Raw genomic sequence first — 16,410 nt, 5'->3', positions numbered from 1 at the left:
TGCGCGGCGGCGGAATCGGGATATCCGAGCGCAGCTTCTGGTACCGCCTGAAAAAGCTGGGCATCCAGGTCGACAAGATCGTGCGCTGATCTCTCTGTAGCCACCGATCCAGATGTGGGAGCTGGTTTGCCTGCGATGGCGGTATGTCTGTGCCAGCTGAGTTGGCGGGTAGACCGCTATCGCAGGCAAGCCGGCTCCTACAGTTTTGAGCGGGTTGGGTCAGGCGTGAAAGCGCGGCGGCGGAATCGGGATATCCGAGCGCAGCTTCTGGTACCGCCTGAAAAAGCTGGGCATCCAGGTCGACAAGATCGTGCGCTGATCTTTCTGTAGCCACCGATCCAGATGTGGGAGCTGGCTTGCCTGCGATGGCGGTATGTCTGTGTCAGCTGAGTTGGCGGGTACACCGCTATCGCAGGCAAGCCAGCTCCCACATTTGGATCGGGTTGGGTCAGGCGTGAATGCGCACCCAGATGCTGACCAATATTGTCGCCGCCATCAGCCACGCCACCGCCGCCACGGCGAGTGATGCTTCCAGGCGCATCCGATCGACCATCAGATACAACGTCGCCAGGTACACAAAGTACGGAATGATCGACCACATCCCGAACAGGATCGTGGTCTTCAAGTCGTCCAGCGAACGGCCCTTGCCGACGATGTAGTGGGCGATCAGCGCAAAGGTCGGAAACAGCGGCACCAACCCGGCGATGTAATAGTTTTTGGTCTTGGCCAATGCAGCCAATATCAATACCACTGCCGCGCCGAGGGCGGCCTTCAATACCAGATCCACAACGCGCTCCTTAGTGGCTCAAGCCATATTTCTTGACCTTGTCGAACAGGGTGGTCTTGGCCATCCCCAATTCCTGGCTGGCCTGGGTCAGGTTGCCGCCGCTGCGTTGCAGGGCATCGTTGAGCAGGTTGCGTTCAAAGGCTTCCACTGCTTCGGTGAAGGCCAGGCCATGGCTGCCGCTGCTCGCGCCGCTCTTCTTGAAGGCGGGCAGGCCGAGGGCGAAGCGTTCGGCGACGTTGCGCAGTTCGCGCACGTTGCCGGGCCAGTCATGGCTCATCAGGCTCGAGACGGTCTGGTTGTCCAGCTCCGGTGCCGCGCGATCAAAGCGCAGGGACGACTGCTGCAGGAAGTGCTCGAACAGTTGCAGGATGTCTTCACGGCGTTCGCGCAGGGGCGGCAACTCCAGGGTCACCACGTTGAGGCGGTAATACAGGTCGCTGCGGAACTGATTGGCGCGGCTCAGTTCATCCAGGTCGGACTTGGTGGCGGCGATCACGCGGCAATCCACGGCCACGCTCTGGTTCGAGCCCAGGCGTTCGAGGGTGCGCTCCTGCAAGACCCGCAGCAATTTGATCTGCAGGTTGATCGGCATGCTTTCCACTTCATCAAGGAACAGCGTGCCTTCATGGGCGTGCTCGATCTTGCCGATACGGCGCTTGCCGGCACCGGTGAAGGCGTTGGCCTCGTGGCCGAAGATCTCGCTTTCGAAGAGGTTCTCCGGCAGGCCGCCGCAGTTCAGTGCGACAAACTGGTGGTCGTGGCGTCGGCTGAAATCATGCAGGCAGCGCGCCACCAGCTCCTTGCCGGTGCCGGTCTCGCCTTCGATCAACACGTTGGCCGACGTGTCGGCGACGTTGGCGATCAGCTCGCGCAGGTTCTGCATGGCCGGTGAACGGCCGATGATGCGGCCTTCCAGCGAGTCGCGCTCGGCCAACTGGCGGCGCAGCGACCAGACTTCGCGTGCCAGCCCGCGTTGCTCCAGGGCGCGGCGGGCGACGTCGACCAGGCGCTCGGGGGAGAAGGGTTTTTCCATGAAGTCATAGGCGCCGTTGCGCATCGCGCCCACCGCCATGGAGATGTCGCCATGCCCGGTGATCAACACTACCGGCAGGCTTTTATCCAGGGCCTTGAGGCGCGTGAGCAGCTCCAGGCCGTCGATGCCCGGCAGGCGAATATCGCTGATGACAATGCCGGCGAAGTTCTCGCCGATGCGCTTCAACGCCTCTTCGGCGCTGCCCACGCCGACGCTGGGAATATCTTCCAGCGCCAGGGCCTGCTGGCAGCCGAGCAGCACATGCGGGTCGTCTTCGACGATCAGGACGGTGAGGTCTTTCGGATCTGTATTCATGTCGACTCAACATGTTGAGCGCCCACCAGCGGCAGGCACAGGACAAAGGCAGTACCACCACTGGCCGGGTGTTCGACGGCGAGGTTGCCGCCGGTGGCCGCCGCGAGGCTGGCGGACAGGGTCAGGCCCAGGCCCAGGCCTTGCTCGCCGGGCTTGGTGGTGAAGAACGGTTCGAATAAATGCTTGCGGGCCTCGGCGTCGATGCCGTGGCCGTTGTCACGTACCAGCAGGCGGTATTTACCGTCGGCGGCGCTGCCTTCCAGCCACAGTTCGGGGGCCGGTTGCGCTTGCATGGCGTCGAGGGCATTGCCGATCAGGTTGACCAGGATCTGTTCCAGGCGTGTCTGGTCGATCTGCAACTGGGCCGGCGCGAAGTCGCGGTGCAGGGTCAGCGACAGGTTGTCCAGGCGTGCGCCCATGACCTGGAACGCCGCGTCGACCGCCTTGCCCAGGCTGGCTTCGCCCTGGTCGTCGCCGCGCCGTGCAAAGGAGCGCAGGCTGGCAGTAATGCGGCCCATGCGGTCGATCAGTTCGTTGATGGTCTTGAGGTTGGCGCTGGCGGTGTCCAGCGCGCCGCGTTCGAGGAAGCGCACGGTGTTGCCGGACAATGTGCGCAGCGCGGCCAGCGGCTGGTTCAGTTCGTGGGCGATGCTGGTGGACATCTGGCCGATGGCGGCGAGCTTGCCGGCCTGCACCAGTTCATCCTGGGCGCGGCGCAGGGTCTCTTCGGCCTGGCGGCGTTCGCGGATCTGGCTCTTGAGCCGTTCATTGCTGGCGCGCAAGTCGGCGGTGCGCTCGGCAATCCGGCGTTCCAGCTGGCTGTTGGCTTCCTGCAGCGCTTCGCGCGCGGCCAGGCGAGTGGCGATGACCTTGCGCCGCTCGTTCCAGGCAATCAGCAGGAAGGCCACCAGGCCAAAGGCCACGGCCACCAGGATGCCCTGGTTGATCGCCGCGCGGCGCAGGTCGTTGAGCGGGGTGAGCAGGGTGAAATTCCACGGCGTGTCGTTGAGCGGACGGGTTTGCGCGAGGTAGCTGACCTCATGCTCGTCGTTCACCACTTCGCTGTTGGCGGGGAAGGTCAGTTTCTCGGTGCCTTCGTTGATACGCTCGCGGGCCAGCGGCTCCAGCTCGTTCAGCGTCGCCCAGTAATATTGCAGGCTGTGGGCCAGGCGTTCCTTGGTGTCATCGCTGAGCGGGCGCACGGCCTTGAGGCGGCGGGCCGGGTCGCTGGAAAGGATGATGATGCCGTTTTCGTCGCTCACGAAAGCTTCGAGGCGCGCGCGCTGCCAGCGCTCTTCCAAGGCTTCGAGGCGCACCTTGACCACGGCGACGCCGATGATCTTGCCGTGTTCTTCCAGGCCATGGGCCAGGTAGTAGCCGGGTTCGCCGTTGGTGCTGCCGATGCCATAAAAGCGCCCGGGCTGACCGCGCACGGCATTCTGGAAATAGGCACGGAAGGACAGGTCTTCACCCTGGTAACTGTCGGCATCGCGCCAGTTACTGGTGGCCAGCACGCGGCCGGTGGTGTCCATCACGTAGATGGCCCGACTGCGACTGCGTCGGTTCAGGCCTTCGAGGTAATCGTTGACTGTCTGCCGGGTCTCCTGGTTGGGGTCGGCGAGCAGCTTGGAGACGCTGGACTCCAGCTCCAGCAGGCTGGGCAGGTAGGTGTATTTGCTGAGTTCGCTTTCGACGGTGCGCGCATGCAGCTCCAACTGGCGTTCGCCGTTGTCGCTGAGGGTGCGGATGCCGTAGTGCTCACTGACCCAGAAGCCGATATAACCCAGGCCGATCATCAGGGCGATGATCAACGGCGGCAGGAACAGTTGGCGAATCAGACGAGGTTTCACGGCAAGTGATGGCGGTGCGGCGCGAAATTGGTTGGGGTCGCATTTCATCACAGATGCCTTGGGTCAACCAGCGCTTGCCAGCCTGCGGGGGCCAATGTGGGAGCGGGCTTGCTCGCGAATGCGATCTGTCAGTGGATGCTTCAGTGACTGAAAGACCGCATTCGCGAGCAAGCCCGCTCCCACAATAGATCCGGTTTCTACAGTGGAAGCGCTGTAATGCTTAGTGCTGCAGGATTTTCTCAAGGAAGTGCTGCGCGCGTTCGGAGCGGGCGCTGATGTCGCCGAAGAACTCTTCTTTCGGGCAGTCTTCGATGATCTTGCCGGCGTCCATGAAGATCACGCGGTCGGCCACTTTGCGGGCGAAGCCCATTTCGTGGGTCACGCACATCATGGTCATGCCTTCGTGGGCCAGTTGCACCATTACGTCGAGCACTTCGTTGACCATTTCCGGGTCCAGTGCCGAGGTCGGTTCGTCGAACAGCATGACGATCGGGTCCATGGCCAGGGCGCGGGCAATCGCTACACGTTGCTGCTGGCCGCCGGAAAGCTGGCCAGGGTGCTTGTGGGCGTGTGCCGACAGGCCGACGCGCTCGAGCAATTGCAGGCCTTTCTTGGTGGCTTCTTCCTTGCTGCGGCCCAGCACCTTGATCTGCGCGATGGTCAGGTTTTCGGTGATGGTCAGGTGCGGGAACAGTTCGAAGTGCTGGAACACCATGCCCACGCGCGAACGCAGTTTTGGCAGGTTGGTCTTCGGGTCGGCGATGGAGGTGCCGTCGACCACGATGTCGCCCTTCTGGAACGGTTCCAGCGCGTTGACGCACTTGATCAGGGTGGATTTGCCCGAGCCCGACGGCCCGCACACCACGATCACTTCGCCTTTTTTAACCTCGGTGCTGCAATCGGTCAGCACCTGGAAGTCGCCATACCACTTGTTGATGTTCTTGATAGAGATCATACGGCAAACCTTTTTTGCAGACGCTTGACCAGCAGCGAGGCGGAAAAGCTGATGATGAAGTAGACGACACCGGCGAAGATCAGGAACTCATTGGAGCGGCCAATGATGTCGCCGTTGGAACGGGCGGAGTTGAGGAAGTCCACCAGGCCCACGGTGTAGACCAGCGAGGTGTCCTGGAACAGGATGATCGACTGCTGCAGCAGCAGCGGGGTCATCTTGCGGAACGCCTGGGGCAGGATGATCAGGCGCATGGTCTGGCCATAGCTCATGCCCATTGCCTGTGCTGCCGCCATCTGGCCCTTGGGGATCGACTGCACGCCGGCCCGCACGATCTCACAGAAGTACGCGGCTTCGAACATCATGAAGGCCACGACACAGGAGGTGAATGCGCCGATCGGGGTGTCTTCGCCGGTGATCCAGCGCAGCACGAACGGCACTGCCAGGTAGAACCAGGTGATCACCAGCAGCAGCGGGATCGAACGGAAGTAGTTCACATAGGCGCCGGCCAGGCGCGACAGCAGTTTGCTGGACGACAGGCGCATCAGCGCGAGGATCGTACCCAGGACGATGCCGCCGACCACGCCCATGACCATCAACTGCAGGGTCATGACCATGCCGTTCCACAGGCCCGGGATGGCGGGGATGATGCCGCTGAAATCGAAGTCCATTATTTACCCCCCACGGAGATCAGGCCGGGCACCGCGACTTTCTTCTCGACCAGGCGCATGAGCAGCATCAGGCTCATGTTCAGGGTGAAGTAGATCAGCGTGGCCAGGGTGAAGGCTTCAAACAGGTTGGCCGAGAACTCGGCGGTCTGTTTGGTTTGCGCCAGCAGTTCCATCAAGCCGATCAAGGACGCCACGGAGGAGTTCTTGAACACGTTGAGGAATTCCGAGGTAAGCGGCGGAATAATGATGCGGTAGGCCTGGGGCAGCAGCACGTTCCAGTAGATCTGCGGCAGCTTGAAGCCCATGGCGCGCGCGGCGGATTCCTGCCCACGTGGCAGCGCCTGGATGCCGGTACGCACTTGCTCGCACACCCGGGCGGCGGTGAACAGGCCCAGGCATACGACAACGCTCAGGTAGGCCGAGGTGGTCGGGTTCAGGTCTTGTTTGTACCAGTCTTGCAGGTTCTGCGGCAGCAGGTCGGGTATCAGGAAATACCAGATGAACAGCTGGACCAGCAGCGGTACGTTACGAAACAGTTCCACGTAGCAGGTCGCGATGCCCGATACGATGCGGTTTGGCACGGTGCGCATGACCCCCAGAACGGAGCCCAGCAACAAGGCGATAATCCATGCCACGACAGCGATGGCGATGGTCCAGCCCAGGCCGGCGATGTACCAGTCGAGATAAGTCTCGCTGCCAACGCCAGTGGACTTGAAGAACACGCCCCAGTCCCAGTTGTAATTCATTAGGGTCTCCCCTCGAGATCGATCGATGTACAAGCACCCGCTTGGGGAAGATCCTTTCCCACCTGACGTTGAACGCCAGGCACACACGATCGGCTCGAAAACCGCCAGGTCGAGTGTTCCAAAATAAAGCCAGCAGGTAGTAACAGACGCCTGAGGGAGGTTTGCTCCCTCAGGAGATAAGGTTAGTCAGAAATCAGATTTTTACGTCAGGCGCTGGCTTGTCGCTTGGGTTAGCGATCAGATCCTTAACCTTGTCGCTCATCGGGAAGTTCAGGTTCAGGCCTTTAGGTGGAATCGGGCTCTCGAACCACTTGCTGTAGATCTTGTTGATTTCGCCGGATTTGTACAGGCCGGTGATGGCGTCATCGACAGCCTTCTTGAACGCTGGATCGTCTTTACGAACCATGCACGCGTAGGCTTCAAACGACTGTGGAGTACCGGTGATGACCCAGTCATCCGGCTTCTTGGCCTTGGCTTCTTCGCCGGCCAGCAGGGCGTCGTCCATCATGAAGGCAACGGCGCGGCCGCTTTCCAGCATCTGGAAGGACTCGCCGTGGTCCTTGGCGGAGATGACGTTCATGCCCATCTGCTTGTCGGCGTTCATCGCCTTGATGATGCGCTCGGACGTGGTGCCAGCGGTGGTCACGACGTTTTTGCCTTTCAGGTCGGCAAAGTCGCTGTAGGACGGCTTGCCATCCTTGTCTTTCTTGACCAACAGGCGGGTGCCGATTTCGAAGATGTTGACGGTGAAGTCGACTTGCTGGGCGCGTTCGGCGTTATTGGTGGTGGAGCCGCACTCGATATCCGCGGTGCCGTTCTGGATCAGCGGGATACGGGTTTGCGAGGTGACCAGGTTGTACTTGGTCTTCAGGTCGGGTTTGTTCAGGTCTTTTTTCAGGGCTTCAACGATGGCCAGCTGAATGTCGTGGGAGTAGCCCACTGGTTTGCCCGAACCATCCGCGATGTAGGAAAACGGAATGGAGCTGTCGCGGTGAGCGAGAGTGATGGTGCCGGAGTCGTTGATTTTCTTCAGTGTGCCGGTGAGTTCGGCGGCGAAAACTGGAGTGCTGATCAGAGCAGCAGCGATAGCTGCGCCCAAGATATGGGGAACGATGCGCATCAATACTTCCTCGACATTTGTTTTTTTTATGAAGCCGGCTAAACGGCTCTCTTGTACAGCGAATGCCCGTGACGGCTCCTAAGGCGTCCCAGGTAATCGTCAGGAAGTGTAGAGCATGAGTCGTGCCATACCCGAATTAAAAGGCTAAGCGGCTGATTTATAAGCGTATTAACTTTGTGTGACTATGTATTTTCAAGGCTTGGGTCCGGCAAACCGAATGGTTGGGGGTATGCCGTTCGGAAAACCGAATGCCAGCGGGTCGGTATTTTCTGTAGGAACGAGCACGCCTGCGAGGGCATCGACCGGGCTTATTGATCTGCCCGGTGTCTGCATCGCAGGCGCGCCAGCCCTCACAGGGCTATCGACGGCAGGTTCTGCTGTCAGAAGGTGTAGTCGGCCGAGACCACCGCCGCACGCCCATCGCCAGGCACCGCCCAACCGTTGTTGCGGATGCGGGTCAGGTACTCCTTGTCGAACAGGTTGTTGACGTTCAACTGCAGGTTGAGCTGCTTGTTGACCTTGTAACCCAGCATCGCACGCTGCACCGCATAGCCAGGCGCAGTCGGTGCCCCGGCCGCGCTGACCAGGTACTGCTTGGTCTGCGCCGTGATGCCGTAACCCACCTGGAAGTCGTATGGCAGGTCGTACACCGTCCAGAGGCTGGCCGCATGTTTGGGGGTGAAGGTCAGCGGTTCACCTTTCTGCACATCGATACCGGTGGTTGCCAGGGTGTAGTCGCTGGCGCTGCGCAGTACACGGGTGTTGAGGTAGGTGTAGTTGGCGAAGACCTTCCAGCGATCCGTCAGCGCGCCGCTCAGGCCGAGTGCCACGCCATCGGCACGCGCCTTGCCGTCGAGGGTTTGCGTGCCGCTCAGGTTGCTCGGGTCGTTATCGGCGACTTTGTAGTTGGTGCGGTCATTGCGAAAGATCGCGCCGGTGACCGACAAGGCATTGTCGAGGAAGTCCCACTTGGTGCCGATCTCATAACTGACCGCGGTTTCCGGGGCGACGTTGCAGTTGTTGGTGGCCGTGCTGGAAGTCTTGGCCGGGGTGTAGCAGCCACCGTTGACGCTGGCTTGCGACGGCGTCTTGCTGTTGCCATAGGCGACATAGAAGCTGCCGTTTTCCACCGGCTTGTAGACCAGCGCCAGGCGGTAGGACGTCAGGTCGTCTGCCTGGCCGTAGCGCACGCCGGGCGTTTCCACGCCGGTGCTGGAATAGGCGTTGCTCACCGAACTGCCGGCGTTGTGCTCGTAACGCAGGCCGCCATTGATTTCCCATTGCGGGTTGAGCTTGAGCGTATCGAAGGCATAGGCGGCGCGGTTGTTCAGTGCTCCGTCGACGTGGGCCGCGCGGGTGAAGTTGACCGGGCCGGTCCAGTCGGAGTTCGGATCGCTGTAGCTGACCGGCGGCGGCACGATCGTGCTGCCGTTGCTGTTCGTCAGCCACTTGCCGGTATCGGCCTGGTATTCCTCGCGGCTGATGGCGATGCCGGTCACCAGCGTGTGGTCGATGAAGCCGGTGCTGAAGTGGCTGGTCACGTCAGTCTGGTTGGTGAACATTTTGTTCTGGGTGTTGCGCTCGTTACCCAATGAGCCACCGGCTGGCTGGAAAAAGCCCGGGCTCAGGCCTGCGGGGCAGGGGGCACCGGTAATCTGGGTGCCGCTGGCCAGGCAACCGGCCTGCGCACCTTCGGGGCCGGAGGCGCGCAGCTCCTGGCGTACGCGCTCGACGCGGGTGAAGTTGCGGACCGACACGGCATCGTTGAAGTCATGTTCGAGCTTGAGGCTGAACGCGTCCGAGGTGATGTTCTGGTCGTTGATGTTGTGGTAACCGTAATAGTCGCTCCAGCCCACGCCCGGCATCGGCTTGCCGTTGTAGATGGGGATGCCGTATTGCGGCGTGTTGTCATCTTTCTGATGTTCATAACTGACGGTCACGCGCGTCGGCGTACCGAGGCCGAAGGCGATCGAGGGGGCAATGCCCCAACGCGAGTAATCTTCATAATCGCGGCCAGGCACGTCGTTACCATGGGCCATCAGGTTCAAGCGGAATGCCGTCGTGTCATTAAGTGTCTGGTTGCTGTCCAGGGTGAGGCGCTTGTAGCTGTCTGTGCCGATGCCGGCGCTGATCGTGGTTTTGTCGCGCAGTTCCGGGGCCTTGGTGACCAGGTTGATGGTGCCGCCGACAGCGCCCGAACCCGAGTACACCGAGCTGGCGCCGCTGACGACTTCGACTTGCTCCAGGTTGAACGGGTCGGTGCGGCTGTATTGCGCACTGTCGCGCACGCCGTCCACGTAGATATCGCCGCTGGCGGAAAAACCGCGCAGGTTGATGCTGTCGCCATAGCCGCTGCCGCCTTCACCGGCACCGAATGTGATGCCCGGCACGGTGCTGAGCACGTCGCGCAGGGTCAGCAGGTTTTGATCGTGAATGACTTCCTTGGGCACCACCGTGATGGTCTGCGGCGTGTCGCGCAGCGCTTCGGTGTACTTGGGTGAAGACGGTGCTACCGGGTTGTAGGCACTTTGCGCCTGGCCTTCGATGCTGGTCGCGCCGAGCTGGATCGGCCCGGTGTTGTCGTCTGGTGCGGCATCCCCCGCATAACTGAAGCCTCCCTGCGCAGCCACTGCCAAACCCACTGCCGATGCGAGCAAATGCCGCGTGGAGAGGGGGGCGGAACGGGTGCCGGTCGTCATTGAATGGTCTCTTGTTAGTAGGATTGAGAGGTGGTCGTGTTTGATAACCAATCTCAAATGTAATAGATTGTTACGTAATGTTTCATGAAAGTTTTGTAAGTTTTATCCACCGTGGGGAGACGCAAATGCACAGCACCGAGCCTTCTGATTTGGCCGGTAACCCCCGGGCCTACGCACGGTGGGTGATGCACGCCGCACAATTGGGGGATGCCGACGCGCAGGCCACCTTGGGCCAGTTGCTGCTGGAGGGGCGTGGCATCCAGCTGGACCAGGCCTTGGCGCTCAGTTGGTTTCGGATCGCTGCGCGCCAGGGGCATCCGATGGCAATCAATATGATCGGCCGTTGCCTGGAGCATGGCTGGGGCGACGCGATCAACCTGGAACAGGCCGCACGGCATTACCGGCAGGCGGCCGATCTGGGCCTGGATTGGGGGCTGTACAACTACGGCCAACTGCTGACCCGTGGCCGCGGTGTCGAGCAAGACCTCGGCGCGGCGTTCCAATTGTTCCAGCAGGCGGCTGCCCAAGGGCACGCCAAGTCGATGAACCTGCTCGGGCGTTTCCACCATGAGGGCGTCGTGGTGCCCAGGGATGTGCCGCTGGCACGCCAGTGGTACCGGCGCGCGGCCGAGGCCGGCGATTTCCGTGGGCAATACAATCACGCGGCGGAGTTGGCAGACGCCGGCGACGAGGCGCAGGCCTGTGTCTGGCTTGAGCGCGCGCTGGCGGGCGCCACGCCGGGCTTCCTGCTGGCGGCTTACCCGGTGCTGCTCGGGTCGGCCTTGCCCGGTATTCGGGACATGGGGCTGCGTTACCAGCGCCAGGCCCTCCAGGCATGAAAAAGCCCCTGGACCTTACGGCACAGGGGCTTTTTTACCAGCGGTTGATCAGGCCGCTTCGATCTTGCGGTTCTGCTCGACCTTGGACAGGTAACGTTGCACGTTGTCCTGTTCCTGCGCGGTGGTGAACAGGCCCAGCTTGGTGCGACGCCACAGCACGTCCTCAGGTTGGGTCACCCATTCTTCAGCGCACAGATAATCCACTTCGCGGGTGTACAGGCCGCCACCCAGGTGGTCACCAAGATCGGCCAGCGATTGCACGCCTTCGAGCAAGCGCCAGGTCCGGCTGCCATAAGTGGTGGACCAGCGGCGCGCTATCTCGCTTGGCACCCAGTCGAACTTCGCGCGAATGGCCTCGGCCAGAGCTTCCGGCGTGGTCATGTGCTCGCCGCCGGGCAGGCTCGCGGTGGCGGTCCAGCTCGGGCGCATCTGCGTGAAGTACGGCGCCAATTGTGCCATCGCCGACTCCGCAAGTTTGCGGTAGGTGGTCAGCTTGCCACCGAACACCGACAGGATCGGTGCTTCGCCCGTGCCGCCGGACAGCGACAGGGTGTAGTCACGGGTGATCGCTGAGGGGTTATCCGACTCGTCGTTGCACAGCGGGCGCACACCGGAGTAGGTGTGGACGATGTCGTCGCGGCTCAGTTGCTTCTTGAAGTGCGCGTTGACCACCTTGAGCATGTAGTCGGTTTCGCCTTCGGTGATCGCCACTTTCGCCGGGTCGCCGGTGTATTCGCGGTCGGTGGTGCCGATGATGGTCAGGTGATTCAGGTACGGAATGGTGAAGACAATGCGCTGGTCTTCGTTCTGCAGGATGTGCGCGTGGGCGCCTTCATACAGTTTCGGCACGATCAAGTGGCTGCCCTGGATCAGGCGGATGCCGTAGGGCGAGTCCAGCTTCAAGTCTTCCTTGATGAACTTGGCAACCCACGGGCCGGCCGCGTTCACCAGGGCGCGGGCGCGGATCGAGAACAGGCTGCCGTCGGCGCGTTCCATGTTCATTTCCCACATGCCGTTGCTGCGGTGCGCGCTGACGCAGCGCGTCTGGGTGTGGATATGCGCGCCTTTTTCACGGGCGGCCATGGCGTTGAGCACCACCAGGCGGGCGTCGTCGACCCAGCAGTCGGAATATTCGAAGCCTTTGGTGATTTCGCTTTTCAGCGGGCTGTCGGCGCCGAACTTGAGGCTTCTGGAGCCGGCCAGCTTCTCGCGCTTGCCCAGGTGGTCATAGAGGAACAGGCCCGCGCGGATCATCCACGCCGGACGCAGGTGCGGCCGATGCGGCAGGACAAAGCGCATTTGCTTGACGATGTGCGGGGCCTTGGCCAGCAGCACTTCACGTTCGGCCAGGGCTTCGCGCACCAGGCGGAATTCGTAATGTTCGAGGTAGCGCAGGCCGCCGTGGATCAGCTTGCTGCTGGCGGAGGAGGTGTGGCTGGCGAGGTCGTCCTTTTCGCAAAGGAATACCGACAAACCGCGCCCGGCTGCGTCTGCTGCAATGCCGACGCCATTGATCCCGCCGCCGATCACGGCGACGTCATAGACTTCGGCAAGCGGTGCAGCAGGCAAGGTAGAAGGGTTCATCGGCTGGCCTCGCGATCTTTTCGTATTGGAATTCGAACATTAATGTTCATTTGCGAAAATGGTAGCTGATAAACGCGCGCACAGCCACCCGACTTCGATTGAAAAAACTCATCGAAGGGCGGGAAAAGGAAAATTTGTGAACATAAACCTGTGGAAGCCCGGTTTGCAGGCGATGGCGATCTCAAGGGCGCTATCGCCGGCAAGCCGGGCTCCCACAGGTGATCGCATTTCGTCAGGAATTACGCAGTCAAATGTGGGAGCGGGCTTGCCCGCGAAGACGATCTCAAGGGCGCTATCGCCGGCAAGCCGGGCTCCCACAGGTTGATCGCATTTCGCCAGGAATTACGCAGTCAAATGTGGGAGCGGGCTTGCCCGCGAAGGCGTCGGTGCAGGCGCCACAGAGATCGAAGGGTCACACGACTTCGAGGCGAACCTTATGCTGATTCAACAGCTGCACCAGCGCGGGCACCGGCTGCTGGTCGGTTACCAGGCAGTCCACCAGGCTGATCGGCCCCAGCCGAATCATGGCATTGCGCCCGAATTTGCTTGAGTCCGCCGCCAGGATCACTTGGCGCGCATTGGCGATGATCGCCTGGGAAACCCGTACTTCCTGATAGTCGAAGTCGAGCAGGCTGCCGTCTTCGTCGATGCCGCTGATACCCACCAGGGCAAAGTCGACCTTGAACTGGTTGATGAAATCCACACTGGCCTGGCCTACCACACCGCCGTCACGGCGCACGTTGCCGCCGGTCAACAGCACGTCGAAGTCGTCCTTGGCGCTGAGCATGGTGGCGACGTTGAGGTTGTTGGTGATGATTTTCAGGTGATTGTGGTTGAGCAACGCGCGGGCGATGGATTCGGTGGTGGTGCCGATATTGATGAACAGCGAGGCATGATCGGGGATTTGCGCCGCGATGGCTTCGCCGATGCGCTGTTTCTCGTCGCGCATCTGGTCGGCCCGCATGGCGTACGCGGTGTTTTCGACGCTGGAGTCATAGGCTGCGCCGCCATGGTAGCGGCGCAACAGATTGGCGTCCGCCAGCTGGTTGATATCGCGGCGGATGGTTTGCGGGGTGACAACGAACAGCTGCGCCATTTCCTCGATACTGACATAGCCGCGTTCGCGGACCAGTTCGAGGATTTGTTGCTGGCGGGGAGGCAGATTCATGGGGCGTCCTTTGGGCTGCCATACAAAAGTGGCCCATGATGACGCAGGAATCCGCTCCCTGCCAGTTACAACCCTATCGCCGTCCGGCGCTTGGCTTATTCAGCGCCTTCGTGGGGTTCCCAGTCGCGGGTGCGGCTGACTGCTTTCTGCCAGCCGGCATACAGCTTCTCTTTGGCGACTTCGTCCAATTGCGGTTCGAATTCGCGCTCGATCACTGCCTTGCCGCGCAGTTCGTCAAGGCTGCCCCAGAACCCGCAGGCCAGGCCGGCCAGATACGCCGCGCCAAGCGCCGTGGTCTCGCGCATTTGCGGGCGCTCGACCTGAGTACCGAGGATGTCGGCCTGGAATTGCATCAGGAAGTTGTTGGCGACCGCGCCGCCGTCCACGCGCAGGGCCTTGAGGCGTTCACCGGAGTCTTGCTGCATGGCGTCCAGTACGTCGCGGGTCTGGTAGGCAATCGACTCCAGGGCTGCACGAATAATGTGATCCACGCGTACGCCCCGGGTCAGCCCGAACAGCGCGCCACGGGCATACGGGTCCCAGTACGGAGCGCCCAGACCAGTGAACGCCGGGACCAGGTACACGCCGTTGCTGTCTTTGACCTTGCCGGCGAAGTATTCGGTGTCGGTGGCGTCGGCGATGATCTTCAGCTCATCACGCAGCCATTGCACGGTGGAGCCGCCGTTGAACACCGCGCCTTCGAGGGCGTAAGCCACTTCGCCACGCGGGCCGCAGGCGATGGTGGTGAGCATGCCGTGCTTGGACTTCACCGCCTTGTCGCCGGTGTTCATCAGCAGGAAGCAGCCGGTGCCATAGGTATTCTTGGCCTGTCCGGCTTCGACGCACATCTGGCCGAACAGCGCAGCCTGCTGGTCACCGGCGATACCGCCGATGGCGATGCCGCTTTTGGTGCGGCCGTAGATTTCCGAGGAGGATTTCACTTCCGGCAGCATTTCGCGCGGCACGTCGAGAATCTCCAGCATCTTCGCATCCCACTCCAGGGTGTGGATGTTGAAGAGCATGGTGCGCGAGGCGTTGGTGTAGTCGGTGACGTGGGTTTTGCCGCCGGTAAATTTCCAGATCAGCCAGCTGTCGATGGTGCCGAACAGCAGTTCGCCGTTGCGCGCCCGCTCGCGGCTGCCTTCGACGTTGTCGAGGATCCACTTGAGCTTGGTGCCGGAGAAGTACGGGTCGGTCACCAGGCCAGTGGTGTCATTGATGTATTGCTCGTGGCCGTCGCGCTTGAGCTGCTGGCAGATCTCGGTGCTGCGGCGGCACTGCCAGACGATGGCGTTGTAGATCGGTCGGCCGGTGATCTTGTCCCACACCACGGTGGTTTCACGCTGGTTGGTGATACCGATGGCGGCGACCTGGTCATGGTGCAGGCCGGCTTGTGCCAGGGCCTCGACCATCACCGCGCTCTGGGTGGCGAAAATTTCCATCGGGTCGTGTTCGACCCAGCCGGCTTGCGGGTAATGCTGAGTGAATTCACGCTGGGCGGTGCAGACCACGTTGGCGTCGCGGTCGAAGATGATCGCGCGCGAACTGGTGGTGCCCTGATCAAGGGCAATGATGTAGTTCTTATTCTCGATATCGGTCATGTCAATTGCCTTGGACGAAATAAGGAAGTCAGAAATCAGCCTGGACCGCGAAGGGCAGGGGCCCAGGCTGGCGCTTTCAGGAAATACGGGTCTTGCCGTTGACAGCCGTGTCAGGTGTTTCAGCTATAGCAGGTACGGCGCTCGGCAGATGACGGGCAATCAGCCCGCGATAGGCCGCAGCACCGAGGCATGCGCCGACAATCGGCGCGAAAATCGGAACCAGGAAGTAAGGAATATCACGGCCACCGGTAAAGGCCATTTCACCCCAGCCGGCGAAAAAGGTCATCAGCTTGGGCCCGAAATCCCGCGCCGGGTTCATCGCAAAGCCGGTCAGCGGGCCCATGGCGCTGCCAATCACGGCAATCAGCAAGCCGATGAGCAGCGGTGCCAGCGGGCCGCGTGGCAGACCGTTGTTGTCATCGGTGAGGGCCATGATCACGCCCATCAGGATCGCGGTAATGACCACTTCCACCAGGAACGCTTGGGCAGTGCTCAGCAGCGCATGGGGATACGTGGAGAACACCGAGGCCAACTCCAGGCTGGCTTGTGAGCCGCGCACCATGTGGTGGGTTTGTTCGTAATCGAAAAACAGATTGCTGTAGAGGGTGTACACCAGGGCTGCCGAGCAGAAGGCGCCGGCGATCTGGGCCAGGATGTAGAAGGGCAGTTTACGTTTTTCGAAATCGGCGAAGATGCACAGGGCGATACTGACCGCCGGGTTGAGGTGGGCCCCGGAAATACCGGCGCTCAGGTAGATCGCCATGCTGACGCCGACCCCCCAGATGATGCTGATTTCCCACAAGCCAAAGCTGGCACCCGCGACCTTGAGCGCAGCGACACATCCCGTACCGAAGAAGATCAGCAGCGCAGTCCCCAGGAACTCGGCCATGCATTGGCTCGAAAGTGAAGGCTGTTGAAGAGCAGTTGTCATGGAAAACCTCAATTGTTGTTCTTGTCTGGCGTTTGACCTCAACGGGTCATGCGCGATTTTCACCGTGGTGGGGATCCCCATCTCCGCCACGGCTTACTGCTCGAAACACGTAGG

At 61.3% G+C, this 16,410-nt stretch carries 13 protein-coding genes; 1 reads left to right on the top strand and 12 read right to left on the bottom strand.

Features of this window, described 5'->3' with window-relative positions:
• Window positions 1-448: 448 nt before the first annotated feature.
• From C9990_RS25555 to C9990_RS25520, 8 genes are all read right to left on the bottom strand, one after another.
• Window positions 449-787, bottom strand: coding sequence for a GlpM family protein (locus C9990_RS25555; protein ID WP_065906802.1), 339 nt, complete (start codon window positions 785-787; stop codon window positions 449-451).
• Window positions 788-797: 10 nt separating this feature from the next.
• Entirely contained in the window at window positions 798-2,135 is a 1,338-nt protein-coding gene (locus tag C9990_RS25550; RefSeq protein WP_106805024.1) for a sigma-54 dependent transcriptional regulator, read from the bottom strand.
• Window positions 2,132-4,033 (bottom strand): sensor histidine kinase, encoded by a 1,902-nt coding sequence (locus C9990_RS25545; RefSeq protein WP_065906797.1) that lies wholly within the window; start codon window positions 4,031-4,033, stop codon window positions 2,132-2,134. The genes C9990_RS25550 and C9990_RS25545 overlap by 4 nt, the downstream gene beginning before the upstream one ends.
• Before the next feature lie 172 nt (window positions 4,034-4,205).
• Window positions 4,206-4,940, bottom strand: a complete 735-nt coding sequence (locus C9990_RS25540) for an amino acid ABC transporter ATP-binding protein (protein ID WP_007916729.1) — start codon at window positions 4,938-4,940, stop codon at window positions 4,206-4,208.
• Window positions 4,937-5,608 (bottom strand): amino acid ABC transporter permease, encoded by a 672-nt coding sequence (locus tag C9990_RS25535; protein WP_065906795.1) that lies wholly within the window; start codon window positions 5,606-5,608, stop codon window positions 4,937-4,939. The genes C9990_RS25540 and C9990_RS25535 overlap by 4 nt, the downstream gene beginning before the upstream one ends.
• Window positions 5,608-6,354, bottom strand: coding sequence for an amino acid ABC transporter permease (locus C9990_RS25530; protein ID WP_106805023.1), 747 nt, complete (start codon window positions 6,352-6,354; stop codon window positions 5,608-5,610). Before C9990_RS25530 ends, C9990_RS25535 begins: the two co-directional genes overlap by 1 nt.
• A gap of 193 nt (window positions 6,355-6,547) precedes the next feature.
• A complete protein-coding gene (locus tag C9990_RS25525; protein WP_065906791.1) occupies window positions 6,548-7,474 on the bottom strand; it encodes a glutamate/aspartate ABC transporter substrate-binding protein in 927 nt (308 codons plus the stop codon).
• Window positions 7,475-7,854: 380 nt separating this feature from the next.
• Complete coding sequence (locus C9990_RS25520) at window positions 7,855-10,173, bottom strand: TonB-dependent siderophore receptor (RefSeq protein WP_106805022.1); 2,319 nt, start codon at window positions 10,171-10,173, stop codon at window positions 7,855-7,857.
• A gap of 125 nt (window positions 10,174-10,298) precedes the next feature.
• Here C9990_RS25520 and C9990_RS25515 point away from each other — a divergent pair, with 125 nt between their 5' ends.
• A complete protein-coding gene (locus C9990_RS25515) occupies window positions 10,299-11,012 on the top strand; it encodes a tetratricopeptide repeat protein (protein WP_106805021.1) in 714 nt (237 codons plus the stop codon).
• A gap of 48 nt (window positions 11,013-11,060) precedes the next feature.
• Here the strand turns inward: C9990_RS25515 and glpD are convergent, their stop codons facing one another.
• The 4 genes from glpD to C9990_RS25495 form a co-directional block, all read right to left on the bottom strand.
• Window positions 11,061-12,596, bottom strand: a complete 1,536-nt coding sequence (glpD, locus tag C9990_RS25510) for a glycerol-3-phosphate dehydrogenase (protein WP_106805020.1) — start codon at window positions 12,594-12,596, stop codon at window positions 11,061-11,063.
• A gap of 412 nt (window positions 12,597-13,008) precedes the next feature.
• Window positions 13,009-13,764, bottom strand: coding sequence for a DeoR/GlpR family transcriptional regulator (locus C9990_RS25505; protein WP_010212755.1), 756 nt, complete (start codon window positions 13,762-13,764; stop codon window positions 13,009-13,011).
• Between the two features lie 95 nt (window positions 13,765-13,859).
• Complete coding sequence (glpK, locus tag C9990_RS25500; RefSeq protein ID WP_065906783.1) at window positions 13,860-15,365, bottom strand: glycerol kinase GlpK; 1,506 nt, start codon at window positions 15,363-15,365, stop codon at window positions 13,860-13,862.
• Between the two features lie 76 nt (window positions 15,366-15,441).
• A complete protein-coding gene (locus tag C9990_RS25495) occupies window positions 15,442-16,296 on the bottom strand; it encodes an MIP/aquaporin family protein (RefSeq protein WP_106805019.1) in 855 nt (284 codons plus the stop codon).
• Window positions 16,297-16,410 lie beyond the last annotated feature (114 nt).

Origin of the sequence: Pseudomonas sp. S5D5 (genome assembly GCF_003013355.1) — a bacterium.
Lineage (GTDB): Bacteria > Pseudomonadota > Gammaproteobacteria > Pseudomonadales > Pseudomonadaceae > Aquipseudomonas > Aquipseudomonas aylmerensis.
The sequence above is the reverse complement of the archived record's forward strand: the minus strand, read 5'-3'. Positions and strand labels throughout refer to the sequence as shown.

Excerpts from the sequence above, each read along its gene's own strand:
- C9990_RS25550 (WP_106805024.1), bottom strand. The coding sequence starts at position 2,135 with ATGAATACAGATCCGAAAGACCTCACCGTCCTGATCGTCGAAGACGAC.
- C9990_RS25545 (WP_065906797.1), bottom strand. The coding sequence starts at position 4,033 with ATGAAATGCGACCCCAACCAATTTCGCGCCGCACCGCCATCACTTGCC.
- C9990_RS25540 (WP_007916729.1), bottom strand. The coding sequence starts at position 4,940 with ATGATCTCTATCAAGAACATCAACAAGTGGTATGGCGACTTCCAGGTG.
- C9990_RS25535 (WP_065906795.1), bottom strand. The coding sequence starts at position 5,608 with ATGGACTTCGATTTCAGCGGCATCATCCCCGCCATCCCGGGCCTGTGG.
- C9990_RS25530 (WP_106805023.1), bottom strand. The coding sequence starts at position 6,354 with ATGAATTACAACTGGGACTGGGGCGTGTTCTTCAAGTCCACTGGCGTT.
- C9990_RS25525 (WP_065906791.1), bottom strand. The coding sequence starts at position 7,474 with ATGCGCATCGTTCCCCATATCTTGGGCGCAGCTATCGCTGCTGCTCTG.
- C9990_RS25520 (WP_106805022.1), bottom strand. The coding sequence starts at position 10,173 with ATGACGACCGGCACCCGTTCCGCCCCCCTCTCCACGCGGCATTTGCTC.
- C9990_RS25515 (WP_106805021.1), top strand. The coding sequence starts at position 10,299 with ATGCACAGCACCGAGCCTTCTGATTTGGCCGGTAACCCCCGGGCCTAC.
- glpD (WP_106805020.1), bottom strand. The coding sequence starts at position 12,596 with ATGAACCCTTCTACCTTGCCTGCTGCACCGCTTGCCGAAGTCTATGAC.
- C9990_RS25505 (WP_010212755.1), bottom strand. The coding sequence starts at position 13,764 with ATGAATCTGCCTCCCCGCCAGCAACAAATCCTCGAACTGGTCCGCGAA.
- glpK (WP_065906783.1), bottom strand. The coding sequence starts at position 15,365 with ATGACCGATATCGAGAATAAGAACTACATCATTGCCCTTGATCAGGGC.
- C9990_RS25495 (WP_106805019.1), bottom strand. The coding sequence starts at position 16,296 with ATGACAACTGCTCTTCAACAGCCTTCACTTTCGAGCCAATGCATGGCC.